Below are 15,710 nucleotides of genomic sequence, written 5' to 3'. Positions count from 1 at the left end.
GTAGATGGTGAAACAACTTTCGTTGCACGGTGTTTCCAAGAGCTTCGGCGCCGCCCGCGCGCTCGACCACGTGGACCTCACCATCGCCCCCGGAACCATCCATGCTCTCATCGGTGAAAACGGCGCCGGTAAGTCGACGGCACTGAAGATCTTGGCCGGTCTCGAACAACCGACCTCCGGGTCGGTTGTTCGAGACGGTCAATCGATTGTGCTCCCGAACCGGACCGCAGCGATCCGCGCCCGAATCGGTTTGGTCGCACAGCAACTCAGCCTCAATCCGGAACTGACACTGGCCGAGAACCTGATCTTGAATCAGTCCGAGCACATCGCCTCCCGCACTCGGGCCTCCAGAGCGCTCGACCGGGTGGCCACCGAGGCCGGCCTGGTACTCCGGACCAACACCCCGGTCCGCAATCTGGGTTTCGCGCAACGCCAACTCGGCGAGCTGGCGATCGCTCTGGCCCAGGGCGCCGACATCCTCCTGCTCGACGAACCCACCTCTGCACTGGGCCCCAACGAGACGGATACTCTTTTCGCGCGACTCAAACTTCTTGCGGAAAATGGTGTCTCGGTCCTCCTGATCACCCATCGCTTGGCCGATGCGCGCTCTGTCGCCGACGATGTCACCGCACTCTCGCGTGGCCGCGTCACCCTTGCCGCATCCATGTCCGCTACCACCGACGACGATCTCGTCACCGCGATGGTCGGGGCGGCGCCAGAGGTGATCGTGCCGAGTCCGTTTGGCGGCGGCGAGCAACGACTGATCCTCGATCGGGTCAGCATCAACTCACCCGATCAGGTCTCCCTGGACTCGGTCAGCTTCACCGTCCGGCGAGGCGAGATCGTCGGTGTACTGGGTGTCGCAGGCAACGGCCAGAGCTTGCTCGCCGCCGCCGCAGTCGGCATGGTTCCCCTCGCCGGCGGTTCGATCACGGTCGACGGCATCGACATCGCCGGTCACCCGCGCCGTGCGCACGAAGCCGACGTCGCCTACGTCCCCGAGGTTCGTGCCGACTTCCTGCTGCCCGACTCCCCCATCACCCATTCCGCGGTGTTGCGCAGGCTCGGTGGCAACCTCGGTGGTCCCAGGCCATTTCGTCGTTTCGGGATGATGGACGCCAGGTCCATCCGGGCGTTTGCATTCGACCTCTGCAAGCGCCACGACGTCCGACCGCTCGACGTCGGTGTCCACGCGGGTGCACTGTCCGGCGGAAACCAGCAGAAGTTGCTGGTCGGGCGGGAACTCGACGGGCATCAGCCCACCGATGCCCCGGCCGTGGCCGTATTGCACGGCCCCACCCAGGGCCTTGATCTGGGTGCTGCGGCCGCAATTCGCGGAGAAATACGCAAAGCCGCGGCCAAGGGCACGGCGATCCTGCTGGTGTCGGCAGATCTCGACGAAGTCCGCGAACTGTCTCATCGAATCCTGGTGATGGCCAAGGGCCGGATCGTCGATCAGTTCGACACCGCCGACTTCGACATCGGGCGTTTCGGCCGCGCGGCAGCCGGTCTCACCAGCGGGGGTCAGATCAATGCCTGATCTCCTACGCCGGTTCGCAGGTACCCGCGGACTGGTGCTCGCCGGGCTCTATCTGTTTGCCGGACTCGCCATCGTCGCGGTGATGATCGCGAGTACGGGCGGCAGATTGGATGTTGCGCTATCCGGTTGGTTCACCGGCGCATTCGGCGGCGGCTACAACCTCACTCAGACGCTGTCCGATGCGACGCCGTTGGCATTGGTTGCCCTCGGTGCGTCGATCGCACTCCGCGCGGGGATCATCACGGTCGGCGCGGAGGGCCAGTTGATCCTCGGTGCCACCCTCTCGGCGGCGGTCGCCTTTGCGCTGGGAACATCGGTGCCGTCGCCGGTGGCGTTGACACTCGGCGCCATCGCGGGCGGAATCGGCGGCGCGTTGTGGTCGTTGATCCCGGCCATCGCCAAGGTGCGTTGGGGTGTCAACGAGATCCTGTCCACGCTGCTGGCGAACTATCTGGCCGCTTTCCTGCTGACCTATTTGTTGCGCAACCAACTGCGCGACGAACAGACCGCGGCCAGCCCCCAGAGCGCGGTACTTCCGAAACCGTCTCTGGTCCCCCAACTTCCGGTCGAGGGCCGAATCCACGTCGGCATCGTGATCGTTGTCATCATCCTTCTGTCCGCCTGGTGGTGGACGCGGACACCGTCGGCCTTCCTGTTCGATGTCTACGGCAAACGGCCCCTCCTGGCATCCCGACTGGGTCTGACCCCGATGCGCGCCGTCCTGTCCGCGATGCTGATCTCCGGGCTATTCGCCGGTATGGCCGGTTGGATGCAGGTCGCCGGTGTCACCACCCGACTGGAACCGAACGTCGCAGGCGGTATCGGTTTCGCGGGTCTGGCGGTGGCCGTGCTCGGGCGGGGAAATCCGGTCGGAATCGCGCTGGCAGCAGTGGTTTACGCAGCGTTGGGCACCGGCGCGGCAGGTGTGCAGATGGCCACCGGGACCACTCCGACCGCCATTGGCACCGTCAGCCAGGGCATTCTGCTGTTGACCGCGGCGCTCGCCCTGGCAGCGATCAAACTGTTGCCGCGTACATCTGCACCAGAACCCCGCACCGACTCACAGAAGGTCGAGGTGGCCGCCGGATGAACACCATCGACTTCTGGACAATCGTCATCGCAGGAGCACTGGCACTGTGCTCACCGATCATCCTTGCCGGAATCGGTGAGATCTTCCTCGAACGAACCGGCGGCTTCAACGTTGGCATCGAGGGAATGATGTTGATCGGCGCGGTCTTCGGTGTCCTCGGATCAAGTGTCGGCGGTGTCTGGTTCGGCGTGCTGTCCGGAATTGCCCTCGGTGCGCTGTCGGGTTTACTACTCGGCCTTGCTTCGTCGATGGCCGGAGCCGACATCATCATCGTCGGAATCGCCATCGGGCTCATCGGTTCAGGTCTGAGTATCTTCCTATACCAGTCGATCAACCCCGCCGGTTCCACCAATACCGCGGTCGACACCCAGCCAGAACTGAATATCTCACTCCTGGATGGGATCCCGTTGATCGGAACCGGACTCGCCGAAGCCGGGGTGTTCTTCTACCTGACCTTGGTCCTGGTCGTGGTGTCCTGGTTTGTGCTGACCCGGACGCGATTCGGGCTACGCCTGCGCTCGGTGGGCGACGACCCGGCTGTGGCGATCATCCGCGGCATCTCACCGGCCCGTTACCGACTCACCGCAGCCGTGATCGCCGGCGCGTTCGCCGGACTCGGCGGGGCTGTGGTGTCCCTGTCGAGCATCGGTATCTTCTCGCCGGGGATGACCGGCGGCGCGGGATTCATCGCACTGGCCGTGGTGATCATTGGACGCCGGAACCCTTTTGGCCTGGTGGCCGGGGCCCTGCTGTTCTCTTTCTTCAACAGCCTGGCCCTACTCGCCCAGACCCGTAACCTCGGCCTGCCCGTCGAACTGTTCCAGTCCCTTCCGTATCTGGCCACGTTCGCCGTTCTGTGTGTGGTGTCGCGCCGCATACACCTCGGACGTGGCCGAACACCGCGAGCGGCCGACGCTCCGGCAACAATCCGTCCGAAAGAAGGAGTCCGATGACCACCCCGCAACTGTCCGCGCGTGAAGAAGAACGCGCGTTGATCGAGTCGATCGCCGAACTGGCAACCGGTTTCGCAAAGACGGCGCCCGACTACGACGACCGCGCCGAAATCGCGGTCGGCAATCTCGACGCGCTGCACGCGGCCGGATTGAACACGGCAGTCCTTCCCCAGCATCTGGGTGGATCGGGCCTGAGCTACCTGGGTTTCGGCAAGATCGTGCGACTGCTGGCCAAGGCCGACCCGTCGACCGCAACGATCTGGACGATGCACTCGGGTGCCGGTGTCGGTTTGTCCGAGCTCACCCGAGAGGTCGCCGGCTCATTCTTCGCCGACGAGTTCTTGGCAGGTAAGAGATTTGCCAACGCTTTGTCCGAACCCACCAGCGGAAACCGCTTCCTCAATCCCACGCAGGAAGCCGAGGCAGCACCCGGTGGCTGGATCCTCAACGGCGCAAAGCGGTTTGTCTCAGGTAGCGAGATCGCCGACTACCTACTGGTCAATGCGTTGGTCGAGGGTGCCCCCACGTTCTTCGGCGTGATCCCGGACGACACGGTCACCATCATCCCGATCTGGGACACACTCGGGCTGCGAGCCACCCGAAGTCAGCTGCTCTCGTTCGAGAACACCCTGATGCGCCAGGAGTACCGCGGCCGCGCTCCCGGATTCGGTGACTTCGCGATCATTCCGGCCGGGCTGCCCGCCATCTCCCTGGGTATCGCCGATGCGGCACTGGCAGCGATCGTCGAGCACGCATCGTCCCGCGTGATCCTGAACAAGCCTCTCTCCCATCAGCAGTGGGTTCAGCATGAGGTCGCCGACGCCCATATCCGGCTCGAAGGCGCGCATGCGCTCTACGAACGAGGCCTGCAGGAAGCGGACAACGGCGATCCCGCGTTCTTCGGCGACCTCACCCGCGCCAAGTACCTGGCCAACAAGGTCGCGGTGGATGTGGCGCAGCTCGCGGTCCGGATCGGCGGTGCCACCGGCTATCTCAAGAAGTCGCCGATCCAGCGTCACCTGCGTGACGCCCAGGCCGGTCAGTTGATGGCGTACTCGACCGAGGTCCTTGCCGGACTCGTCGGCCGCGAGGTGCTCGGGGTGAAAGAGGAACAGTCACAATGACGCATCGACCGCGGATGATCTTCAACGCGTTCAACATCTTTTCCGTCTCCCACCACGATCAGGGGATGTGGGCCTGGCCGGGCAGCAAGCAGCTCGACTACAACTCGATCGATTACTGGGTCGAGTGCGCCAAACTTCTCGAGCGCGGCTACTTCGACACCCTCTTCTTCGCCGACGTGCTCGCGCCCTACGAGTCGTTCTCCGGGTCGCGCGAGACCGCGGTTCGCAGTGGCATGCAGTTTCCCATCAACGATCCCGGCGAACTCATCCCGGCACTCGCGTACGCCACCGATGAGCTCGGATTTGTTCTCACCCAGAATATCCTGCAAGAGCCGCCGTATTCCTTCGCCCGCAAGATGTCGACCCTCGATCACCTCACGCGGGGCCGCATCGGTTGGAACATCGTGACTACGTTCCTGGCCGGCGCCGGCCGCAATCTGGGGTTGTCCGGACTTCCCGAACACGAGGACCGATACGGCCGCGCCGACGACTTCGTCGAGGTCGTCTACAAACTGTGGGAGGCCAGCTGGGAGGACGATGCGGTGATCCGCGACATCGCCACCCAGCAGTATGCCGATCCGGCCAAGGTCCACGAGATCAACCACGTCGGACCGTTCTACGACGTCGTCGGGCCGCACTTGTGCGAGCCTTCACCGCAGCGGACACCGTTCCTCATCCAGGCCGGTGTCTCTCCACGTGGGCGCGACTTCGCAGGCCGAAATGCGGAGGGGCTGTTCATCAATGCGCTCAACCCCGACGAAGCAGCACCGATCGTCTCAGATGTACGGGCGGCCGCCCGGCGGCACGGACGCAATCCCGGCGACGTGAAACTGCTCGGGATCCTCGGTTTCGTCGTGGGCAGTACCGAGGAAGAGGCCCGTCGGCTGCAGGACGAGATCACCGACTTCCAGAGCATCGAAGCAAATCTCGCCAAACAGAGTGTCTTCCTCGGATACGACTTCGGACAACTCGACCCACACGAACCCATCGGGGTAATCGCCAAACGCCCGGAAGGACGGGAAGGTATTGTCGCGAAGCTGATCTCGATGGCACCGCGTCAGTCGATGACCATCGGTGAGTTGGTCCGCTGGTTCGGCAACCTGCGTGAGGTCGGCACACCCGAGCAGATCGCCGACCGCATCGAGGCCTGGCAGGATGCCGGAGTCGACGGCATGAACGTGCAGTACGTCGTGTCGCCGGGTTCCTTCGAGGACTTCGTCGAACACGTGTCGCCGGTACTGCGCAAACGCGGGATCATGCAGGAGAGCTACTCCCCGGGCACACTGCGCGAGAAGATCTTCCCCGGCAAGGGCCCCTACCTGCCCGACGAACATCGGGCCCGGCAGTTCCGGCGCTCAGCGTTTGGTGGATGACCTCCTCCGACCGAAGCGGTACTGTCCGAAGGTGGACTACTCCAATGCGCTTGTGGAAGAGAACCGTCTGTTCGGCGCGCTGATCCGGCAGGCAGATCCGGCTCATCCGGTGCCGACGTGTCCGGAATGGACCGTCCAGCAACTGTTTCGCCATGTCGGACGTGGTGACCGCTGGGCGGCCGCTACGATCGTTGCCGAACAGCGGGATTCACCCCTCGATCCACGAACGGTCGCCGGAGGGAAGCCGCCCGCCGATCCGGATCAGGCGATCGATTGGCTACATGAGGGAGCCCAGAACCTGATCGATGCGGTGGCCGACACCGGCCCCGACACCCCGGTCTGGACATTCCTCGGTCCCCGTCCCGCGGCCTGGTGGATCCGCCGTCGCCTCCACGAGGCGACGGTCCATCGAGCCGATGCCGCGCTGGCGCTCGGTCTTCCCTATGAGCTGAGCCCGGCCCTTGCCGCCGACGGCATCTCCGAGTGGCTCGACCTCCTCTCCCAGCCCGGCTCAGGCAGGCCGGCTCCCCTCGAGTCGGGGTCCACGTTGCACCTGCACGCCTTCGAGGACACCCTCGGCAGCGCCGGTGAATGGTCGGTCAGTCGTGGCGATGATGCGATCGCCTGGGACAACAGCCACACCAAGGCCGGAGCAGCGGCACGTGGTCGCGCAATGGATCTCCTACTCGCACTGACCCGTCGTCTGTCGGCAACCGAGGCAAACGTCGAGGTGCTCGGCGATCATCAGATCTGGGAGACCTGGCTCGCGCGCACAGCGTTCTGACATCGCCTGGGCCGCAGTCGAATTGCCGCTGACAGGAAACTGACAGAAAATCGCGGCCGTCGACAGTCGGTGGCGCGTGGGTCAGCAGGTGGGATCAGCTCCGGCATGATGCCGTTGACCGGGTCAGTCGTTCTTCCCAGGGAGGTTGTCATTCTGGTCATCCACACTGCGGATCAGCGTCAGCAAGGCCCCACTGAAGGGTGCGGAGTCGACATCTCCGCAAACGGCGAGCTGCTGGCTGTAGCCGACACAGATGGCCACAAACGCTTCGGCGACCTGTTCTGTGCGAGCACCCCGGCCTCCGGGTAGGAGGGCCACGACTTTGTCGCGTAGGGCTGCAAGTTGTTGTTGGACGACCTCAGCCAACGCCGGAGACAGCGCGGCCTCGGCGTAGATCTGCGACACGAGTCGAGCATGCCCGGTCTCCCGGGCCAGGGTTCGGGTGTGCTCGAGGAAGTCATGGATGGCGGCGGCTGTCAGGGCTTCGGGGAACGCGTTGCTGCCCTGCTCGCAGACTGCGATGACAACCTCATCCTTGCTGCGGAAGTAGCGATAGATTGCGCCGATCGAAAGTCCCGCCTCGGCGACGATGTCGGCCATCGAGGTACCGGCGAATCCCTGATCGGCGAACCGGTTGCGCGCGGCCTCCACGATCTGTTGACGCCGCGCGTCGAGGTGCTCTTGGGCTACCTTTGGCATAAAGAATGATCCTTCGTTTTATTTGATACGCTCCACGGAGCATACGCCCGCAAGTACCTCAGGAGCACTCATGCGTTACCAGACCTTCGGACGCAAGACAGGACTTCGGGTCTCTGAATACGCGCTCGGAACCGCGAACTTCGGCACCACGAGCACCAGCGCCGGCCCTGAAGTCTCCCGCCAGATCTTCGATTCCTTCGTAGCTGCCGGGGGCACCACATTCGATACGTCCAACCTGTACCAAGCAGGGGAGGCCGAAACCATGCTCGGGTCGCTCCTGGGCAAGGATCGCGACGATTTCGTGGTCATCACCAAGTACAGCGGCACTCGTCGGGATCAGCCGCGCCCCGGCACGACCGGGAACAGTCGTAAGACCATGGTTCGCTCGTTGGAGGAGAGCCTGCGGCGGCTGGGCACCGACTATGTGGACGTGTTCATGCCGCATTTCCCGGACGGCACCACTCCGCTGGAGGAGATCCTGGGCGGTTTCGATGACCTTGTGCGCTCCGGAAAGATGCTGCACGGCGGTTTGTCGAATTTCCCGGCCTGGCGGACCGCCGGTGCCGCCGTGCGAGCGGACCTACAGGGCCTTGCTCCGCTCGTTGGCATACAAACCGAGTACAGCCTCGCCGAACGATCCGCGGACAGAGAGCTTTTACCGATGGCTCAAGCGCACGGTTTGGGAGTGATGCTCTACTCCCCGCTCGCCGGCGGACTGCTCACCGGCAAATATCGCCAGGGTCAGACCGGTCGGTTGGCACTTCGCGGAGGCGCGGTCGAGGGAAGCCCGCAAAAGACCTCGGTGGTCGATGCGGTGCTCCGCATCGCGGAAGAGATCAACAGTGACCCCCTCCAAGTTTCACTGGCATGGTTACGTCACCGCATCGCGCCGACGACCACAGCCATGATCCCCATTGTTGGACCCTCCTCCCTCGCACATCTCGAGGCCTACCTGAAGTCCCTCGACATGGAACTCGACGAGCAGCACCATCGACACCTCGACGAGGTCAGCGCGCCCCGATACGGCACCCCACATGACGATGTCTCAGCAGCGCTGAGCAATGGATTCGACGGGGACCGTGGCTTGCTCGAACTCCTGCCCATCCCCGTCATCTGAACCCGAACACCCAACACCCGATCCCAGGACATCATGACCACCACCTTCATCGGCATCACGTACGACGCCCACGACGCCGGACGCATCGCCCGGTTCTGGGCCGCCGTCCTCGGACGTGAGGTCGCCAATGGCGCCTCCCCCATGCACGCCACCCTTCTGGCTGCCGAACCCGCCACCAGCGGACCCCGCATCACCTTCCTCCAGGTTCCCGAGGGCAAGACGGTCAAGAACCGCCTCCACATCGACCTCGCATCGACCGAGTACGACGAGGAACTGAAACGCATACTCACCCTCGGAGCGACCATCCTTGCCGAGCAAAGCGCAGGCAGTTTGCGTTGGACCACTCTCGCCGACCCCGAAGGCAACGAGTTCGATCTCATCGCGGGGTGAGTTGAGCCTCGTCCTGTAGTTACGAGGCGCTCGATTTCGCTTGTGGCAGCGCTCATTCCGGTCACTGGGTTCGAAATTCTCCCGAGTAGTCGACGTCGACATTTTCCGACTTCGTCGGAACATTCGGCACCTGCGGACACTCCTATCGACAACACCGCAAGCGAGACCCATCGCGAGCCCTCACCAACAAGGAGAACCCGATGTCCGACAACAACATGCCCGAGATCAGCGAAGATGCCACCGTCCTCGAGGTCTTCGACGTCGACGGAGACGGCGTCACCGAATCCGCCCTCGTGGACGTCGATGGAGACGGTGTCGGTGACGTCATGGTCCAGGACTACGACCAAGACGGCACCGCGGAAACCCTGGCCTTCGACACCGACGGCGACGAGCACTTCGAGACCGCCATCTCCGACTCCGACTCCGACGGTGTCGCCGACACCGTGTTCGTCGATGAGAACGCCGACGGCGAACACGACATCGCATTTGTCGATGATGATCAGGACGGCGAGATCGACAGCGCCTACGTCCACGAAACGGGCACCGACGAGTGGACCGAGGTCAACCCCTCCAGTGTCGAAGCCCCTGACACCAGCGCCCTCTGAACCAGCTGATCGCGACGGATAGCGGCATACCGGTCATATTCGATATTCGATTGCCTAGCACGGTGTCAACCGTCATCTGGCAGTAGGACATTCACCCACAGGACAATCGGCTGCCGCCAACGCCCCGATGCCTTACGTTGGCGGTGGCCGACTCCGATGGCCACTCACTTCGAAAGGAACTCCCACCGATGGCGAACCAATGGTGGCTGGCGATCGACTTCGGTACGTCGAATACCGCCGCGGCCGCATACGAACCCGGTTCGGGCGCACCGTCGGTGGTGCCGCTCTCCCACAACAGCGACATCATGTCGTCGTCGGTGTACGCCGACTCCTACCGCAATGTGCTGGTCGGTGATGCCGCCGTCAACGCGGCGGCCGGCAATCCCGCCGCCTTCATCACACACCCGAAGCGGCATATCAACGCCGGCACGGTCCCGGTCGGGAACCTCGACCTTCCGCTGGAGAATCTCATTGCGGCCGTGCTGAATTCGGCCATATACCGGGCGGTGGAACGGCGCGGCGGCACCCGGCCCGACCGGTTGATCCTCACGCACCCCGCAGCCTGGTCACCCGAGGAGGTCGACGTGCTGACCCGCGCGGCCGAATTGATCGGATTCGACAGGTCTGCGATCACCCTGATCTCCGAGCCCCGCGCCGCGATCGCGCACTACACCAGGGCCATCCCACCGGGAGAGGCCGCCGGCCGGACGATCGCAGTGGTCGACTACGGGGGCGGTACCTGCGATGTCGCCGTCGTCAAGATCGGTGATGTCACCTCCGCGCCCGGTTCGATCGACCTGATCGCCCACGACGGCAGCAACGGTCTCGGTGGGAAGAACCTCGATGCCATGATCCGGCGGTGGGTCGACAAACAGCTCACCTCACGCGCCCCCGAACTCCTGGAGTACTTGCGGACGGAGGCGAATCTGTCGACCAAGCGCGCCGTCGACGACAACATCCGCCGCGCCAAGGAACTGTTGTCGGAATCGCCGCGAGCGGTCATCAACATCAGCGGAGGCGGGCGGGAGGCCATCCTCGAATTGACCCGCGGAGAATTCGAACAGCTCATCGCCGCCAACGTCGACTCGGTCGTCGACCTCACCCGACGGACTTTGGCCCGGGCCGGGGCCGGCGGCGACGTCCAGATCTATCTGACCGGTGGTTCTTCACGGGTGCCGCTGGTCCAACAGCGTCTCGGTGAGCTCGGCACGGTGGCAACACTGGACAACCCCAAGACCGTGGTCGCACTCGGCGCTCTCGAAGCGCTTGTCGCAGAGTCCGATTCCGCCGGGTCCGGGCCCGCACCACTACCGCCACCGCCGACCGCACCGAGCTGGGGCACACCCGGCTGGGCCTCCCCCGAGACCCCGGCGCCGAGCGGCGGATATGTGCCCACCGCCCAATACAGCACGATCCCGCAATATGGATCGAACCCGCAGTACGGTTCTCCCGCGCAGTACGGCTCGGAGCCGCCCCCCTACGGTTCGGACGGACCACCGAGTCACGCCTCCGCTTACGGTCTGCCTCCCGGGCAGCCCGGCCCGAATCCGAACCGCAAGCGCAATCTCACGATCGGTGCGATCGCCGCGGTCGTGGTGGTGCTGGTCGCCGCCATTCTCGGGGTGGCGATCGCCAGTTCCAGCGGTGACGACGGCCCCAAGGCCGAGCCGATTCCCACGTCGTCCACATCCACCTCGACGTCGACCTCAACCAGGTCTTCGACCACCAAACCCCCTGAACCCACGACGAAGACATCAACGGCCGCCGGGGTACTGGACGCAGACGACCAGGGCCTGGTCGACGCCAATCCAGATCTGTTCGACGCCGACACCTGCCAGGCGATGGACCGTCCGGAGTATGCCATCGCCGGAATCATGTGCGCCCCGGCCGCCGGAGTGCTAACCGAAGGCACCACCGGCGCCCCACCGAGCGCCATCGGCCTCTTCGACGCAGGGACCTCGGACATCAAGGCCATCGCCGACGCCGAGTACGCCGCCGGCAATACTTCCGAGTTGTTCACGCAGATCATCGACGGCGAACCGGTGTACGCCTACTTCGACACCTTCGACGACAACACCGTCGCCTACATCATCTACTCGGAAGCGAACGGGACCATCACGTGGTGGCTCACCGACAGCACCGATCAAGAGGCGTTCGCCTCGTGGTTGCGATCAGCCGAGATCTGCCTCTGCTGAACCGGATCCTGCTAGCGTTCCGACAGAGCACATCGGGTCGCGCCGATACCCAGACCCGCACCAGCCACGAAAGGCGTTGTGGCCCATGCCCGGTAAACCGCTCTTCGCCTGGAGCGGCACCGGTGCTGCCGTCGGCGCGGTCGCGGCCGTTCCCGCCGTTGCGGTCGCGTTCTCCGACATCGCCGCGGCGGCAGCGCTGGGCGTAGGTGTACTTCCGGCCGCCGTGGTCGGGATACCACCGCGACGACGGCAACGCATCGTTCTGTTGATCTCCGGACTGCTCATCGGTGTGCCGATGATGGCCGGTTCACTGGTGGCGCCGTATCCGATTGTGGCGGTGCCGGTGATCTTCGGGCTTGCGCTGGGCGCGGTGCTCCTGGCCGGGACCGCTCGTTTCGCCCGGCTCGGACTACTGATGATGACCCTCGCGGTGCCGATGGTCGGCGTCGGCCTGAGCTACGACACTGTCGGCGAATCAGGAAGACTGACAGCGCTTTTCCTGGCCGGATCGGCCTTTGTCTGGCTGATCTGCCTCGTGCTGCCGCAGCGGGAACCGCAGGCCCGGGACGCTCCGCCCGCAGGACCGGGAATGGGATACGGGCTGCGATTGGGCGCGGCCGGTGCGGTCGCGGCGGCGATCGGCTTCGCCCTCGACTTCGACCATGTCGGATGGGCCTGCGCCGCAGCGCTGATGGTGATGCGACCTGCCCGGGAACTGCAGATGTCGCGGATGTTCGGACGTGTGGCGTCGGTGATCGCCGGCGGCGCACTGGCCGTGCTGCTGATCGAAACCTCACCACCCACGGTGGTTTACGCCGTCGCCTTCGGGCTGGCGCTCACCCTGGCGGCAGGCACCGTCGGCTCGAGGTTCTACATCCTGCCGGCGTTCACGACGTTCTTCGTGATCATGCTGTTGGGATTCTCCAATCCTGACAATGCATCCTCCCGGCTGTTCGAACGGATCGGCGAAACCGCACTCGGTGTGGCGATCGCGCTGTTCTTCGGAATCCTGCTGCCGGTGTTGATTCGGGCACCGGGCGGCAAACGATCAGGATGACAGCCGAATCGGCCGAATGATCACGCGATCCCGATCGACGGTTGTGGCATGTTGGTGGCGATCCGGCCCATGATCCCGGCCCTGGTGAACTCCTTGGCCACCCGGACCGCGTCGAGCACGTCGGATCCCTTGGCGAGTTCGGCCGTGATCGCGGCCGCAAAAGTACACCCGGCACCGGCAACTCGCTGCTCGCCGATCTTCGGCGCCCGGAGCTCGGTGAACTCGGTGCCGTCGAAAACGATGTCGACGGCATCGGGGCCCGGTAGTTCCATTCCACCCTTGACCACGACATATCGGGGTCCGAGGTCGGCGATACGCCGGGCCGCCTCTTTGAGGCCGTCCACGTTCTCGATGTGCTCCATGCCGGCCAGGGTGCGCGCCTCGAACAGGTTCGGTGTGACCACGGTGGCCAAGGGCAGGATCTCGCTGCGCAGGCCGTTGTCGGTGTCGAGGGCGGCACCCGGTTCCTGCCCCTTGCAGATCAGGACCGGATCGACCACGATGTGCCGCCAGCTCTGCTGCTGGAGCGCATTGGCCACCACGGCGATTGTCTGCGGCGTGCCGAGCATGCCGATCTTCACCACGTCGAGATCATGGGCGCTGGTGGCGGCCTCGATCTGATCGGCGATGACCTCGGGATCCACCGGAACGAAGCGATGCGCCCAACCGGACTTCGGGTCGAACGAGACGATGCAGGTGATGGTCCCAACACCGTACGTGTCGAGTTGCCGGAAGGTGCGCAGATCAGCCTGCAGCCCGGCACCGCCGGTGGCCTCCGACCCCGCGATCACGTATGAAATATGCGGCGCCGTTCCGTCAGCTTCTGGACGCATGGGGTCATCTCCTTGTTCGTGGTACGTCGACCATTGTCCCAGGAGCTCTCAGTCGCGCCGACCCCGCCGTCAGCGGGCGATCACCGCGGCGATCACCAGGCCGATGAGGAGTCCGGACCTGGTTCGCTCACGCGCCCAGTATCCCCGGCCCGGTGGCCTGAAACCGTCCCGAGAAGGGCCGCCGAGGGAAGACTTCCCTCGGTGTTCACCTACGGGGACGAAGTGCGGACGATTTCTCCGGCCAGGGTGTTCAGCGCATCCTCGACCGGCAATCCCAGAGCGGTTTCGCCGCCCTGGATCAGGTAGTCCACCAAGGCCACACCGGTGAGGGCGTGCGCGCCGCTTTCCGGACTGAAGAACACTGCGCCGTTCTGGAACTGCTGAATCGCACCGGTTCCCGTGACGGTGGGTTCGACCGGTCCGAGGGCTGTCCCGAGTAGTCCTGCAGCGCCGCCCAATTCGGAGAACTTCATCCCGATGGCGGCCTCTGCCAGAGCCAGCAACTGACCGAGCAGTTCGCCCGACCCGGTGTTGTCAGGGATGCCAGGCGTCGTCGGCAACGTGGGGATGGCCGGTATCGCGGGCGCGACCGCACCGGCACCGACACCCGAAGGTGGCGCGATGATCGCCGGCGGGTTCGCCTGACCCTGCACGGAAAAGAACGAGGACTTCAGCTGCAGCCTGGTGCGCACCTCCTGCGCCGGAACATCGACACTGCCTCCGGTACCGGTGATCCGGACGGTGGCGGCGCGGCCGTTCTCCGCGCCCATGCCGTAGGCCTCGATCACGTCGAAGCCGGTCAGGGAACCGACACCGAATTCGCTTGCGATGCTTGACGAGCTGACCGATGCGGTCCATTCGTGGTGCGGTGAGATCGCGTCACCCTCGTCGTTCACGGCCGGGAAGTCGCGTCCGTCGGTGGCGCCACCGGTGGACGAGGAGAACTCGGTGAAGGCCGGCTTTCCGTCCTTGAGCAGGATCTCTCCGGCGGTGGCATCGACCGCGATGTTGGAGCGTGGGTCTTCGGCCGCGTATCCGCCGTAGACCTGGGAGTTCATCGTGTCGTCGATCGGTTTGCTGATGTCCATCGAGGCCAGTGCATAGGTACGGGCGGCGACGGCTTGGGCCTTGAGCGCCTCGGCGCCGCCCTCATCGGCCCAGGCCACGATGCTCTCCTCCGGCACCACACCTTTGACGTAATCATCAAGGGAGACAACGTTGATCACGTTGCCGCCGTCGAGGCCGAGCGAGCCACGGAAAGTCTGATCAGAACCGCACATCCGGAGCAGTTCCGGTAGCGGGCGTCCCGGGCCGGGGGTGACCGGCGAGACCAGGGATCGAGGGAGTTCGACGGACTGGACCACTGGACCACCACAGCCGGTGGTGATGGTGGCGGTGGAACCCGACAGACTCACGGCCTGCCCGGGTGCCACCACCACATCACCAACCCTCATTCCGGCGTCCGCGAAGACATTGACCGACGACTCGCCTGTGAGAATTACCGAGACGTCGACGTTGTCCACCTTCCCCGCGGTGGTGCCGCCGTAATAGTGACCCAAGATCTGGGTCGAGGTCCAACCCTGTTTGGCATAACCAAACGCGCCCCACTGGCCCATGCCGCGGCCGTGCCCGTTTCCGTGCCCGACCAACGTCACCTCGCCACCGACCGCAAGCGAAACATCTGCTTCGACAGCCCGTGGAACCACCCATCCGGCGGCTCCGACGGCCATCAGCAGGGCCACCCCGGCCACTGCCGGCCGCCGCAACCGGGCACCGTACGCAGCCCGGCCCCCAATGGGTCGAGTGGTGTACAGGCCTGGGATACGCGGCATGGCTGTCCCTTCAAACAGTTCCGCCCACTGCGGCTTCACACACACGCATCAGCACGCAATGTGACTAGTGGGACAGATGTGACAGTAGTTGCTATCGACGAGCCACAAAAGTCACAGG

The 15,710-nt window shown here is 64.6% G+C and carries 14 protein-coding genes; 11 read left to right on the top strand and 3 right to left on the bottom strand.

Going from position 1 to position 15,710, the window contains the following annotated elements; all coding sequences use genetic code 11:
• Window positions 1-4: 4 nt before the first annotated feature.
• From AC51GT_RS11235 to AC51GT_RS11210, 6 genes are read left to right on the top strand one after another with little or no spacing between them, the layout of a single operon-like run.
• A complete protein-coding gene (locus tag AC51GT_RS11235) occupies window positions 5-1,540 on the top strand; it encodes an ABC transporter ATP-binding protein (protein ID WP_496328790.1) in 1,536 nt (511 codons plus the stop codon).
• A complete protein-coding gene (locus AC51GT_RS11230) occupies window positions 1,533-2,630 on the top strand; it encodes an ABC transporter permease (protein ID WP_496328789.1) in 1,098 nt (365 codons plus the stop codon). The genes AC51GT_RS11235 and AC51GT_RS11230 overlap by 8 nt, the downstream gene beginning before the upstream one ends.
• Window positions 2,627-3,583: an ABC transporter permease gene (locus AC51GT_RS11225; RefSeq protein WP_496328788.1), complete on the top strand. Its 957-nt coding sequence runs from the start codon at window positions 2,627-2,629 to the stop codon at window positions 3,581-3,583. The genes AC51GT_RS11230 and AC51GT_RS11225 overlap by 4 nt, the downstream gene beginning before the upstream one ends.
• Entirely contained in the window at window positions 3,580-4,707 is a 1,128-nt protein-coding gene (locus AC51GT_RS11220; RefSeq protein ID WP_496328787.1) for an acyl-CoA dehydrogenase family protein, read from the top strand. The genes AC51GT_RS11225 and AC51GT_RS11220 overlap by 4 nt, the downstream gene beginning before the upstream one ends.
• On the top strand, window positions 4,704-6,080 hold the full coding sequence (locus AC51GT_RS11215; protein ID WP_496328786.1) for an LLM class flavin-dependent oxidoreductase: 1,377 nt from the start codon (window positions 4,704-4,706) through the stop codon (window positions 6,078-6,080). The genes AC51GT_RS11220 and AC51GT_RS11215 overlap by 4 nt, the downstream gene beginning before the upstream one ends.
• A 31-nt stretch (window positions 6,081-6,111) precedes the next feature.
• A complete protein-coding gene (locus AC51GT_RS11210) occupies window positions 6,112-6,864 on the top strand; it encodes a maleylpyruvate isomerase N-terminal domain-containing protein (protein WP_496328785.1) in 753 nt (250 codons plus the stop codon).
• 123 nt (window positions 6,865-6,987) lie between these two features.
• On the opposite strand, the gene AC51GT_RS11205 is transcribed toward AC51GT_RS11210, so the two are convergent.
• Complete coding sequence (locus AC51GT_RS11205; protein ID WP_496324568.1) at window positions 6,988-7,563, bottom strand: TetR/AcrR family transcriptional regulator; 576 nt, start codon at window positions 7,561-7,563, stop codon at window positions 6,988-6,990.
• A 70-nt stretch (window positions 7,564-7,633) separates the two neighbouring features.
• Between AC51GT_RS11205 and AC51GT_RS11200 the strand changes: the two genes are divergently transcribed.
• The 5 genes from AC51GT_RS11200 (at window position 7,634) to AC51GT_RS11180 (ending at window position 12,927) form a co-directional block, all read left to right on the top strand.
• On the top strand, window positions 7,634-8,680 hold the full coding sequence (locus AC51GT_RS11200) for an aldo/keto reductase (protein ID WP_496324567.1): 1,047 nt from the start codon (window positions 7,634-7,636) through the stop codon (window positions 8,678-8,680).
• 33 nt (window positions 8,681-8,713) lie between these two features.
• Window positions 8,714-9,070 carry a VOC family protein gene (locus AC51GT_RS11195; RefSeq protein ID WP_496324566.1) on the top strand — a complete coding sequence of 119 codons (357 nt, stop codon included), beginning with the start codon at window positions 8,714-8,716 and terminating at the stop codon, window positions 9,068-9,070.
• Window positions 9,071-9,270: 200 nt separating this feature from the next.
• Window positions 9,271-9,675 carry a hypothetical protein gene (locus AC51GT_RS11190; RefSeq protein ID WP_496328784.1) on the top strand — a complete coding sequence of 135 codons (405 nt, stop codon included), beginning with the start codon at window positions 9,271-9,273 and terminating at the stop codon, window positions 9,673-9,675.
• Between the two features lie 188 nt (window positions 9,676-9,863).
• A complete protein-coding gene (locus tag AC51GT_RS11185; protein ID WP_496328783.1) occupies window positions 9,864-11,870 on the top strand; it encodes an Hsp70 family protein in 2,007 nt (668 codons plus the stop codon).
• A gap of 85 nt (window positions 11,871-11,955) precedes the next feature.
• Entirely contained in the window at window positions 11,956-12,927 is a 972-nt protein-coding gene (locus AC51GT_RS11180; protein WP_496324563.1) for an FUSC family protein, read from the top strand.
• 20 nt (window positions 12,928-12,947) lie between these two features.
• Here the strand turns inward: AC51GT_RS11180 and thiD are convergent, their stop codons facing one another.
• Both thiD and AC51GT_RS11170 read right to left on the bottom strand, forming a co-directional pair.
• Complete coding sequence (gene thiD, locus AC51GT_RS11175; protein ID WP_496328782.1) at window positions 12,948-13,760, bottom strand: bifunctional hydroxymethylpyrimidine kinase/phosphomethylpyrimidine kinase; 813 nt, start codon at window positions 13,758-13,760, stop codon at window positions 12,948-12,950.
• Window positions 13,761-13,969: 209 nt separating this feature from the next.
• Entirely contained in the window at window positions 13,970-15,490 is a 1,521-nt protein-coding gene (locus AC51GT_RS11170) for a SpoIID/LytB domain-containing protein (protein WP_496328829.1), read from the bottom strand.
• Window positions 15,491-15,710 lie beyond the last annotated feature (220 nt).

It is taken from the genome of Williamsia sp. z34 (assembly GCF_059553395.1).
The sequence above is the reverse complement of the archived record's forward strand: the minus strand, read 5'-3'. Positions and strand labels throughout refer to the sequence as shown.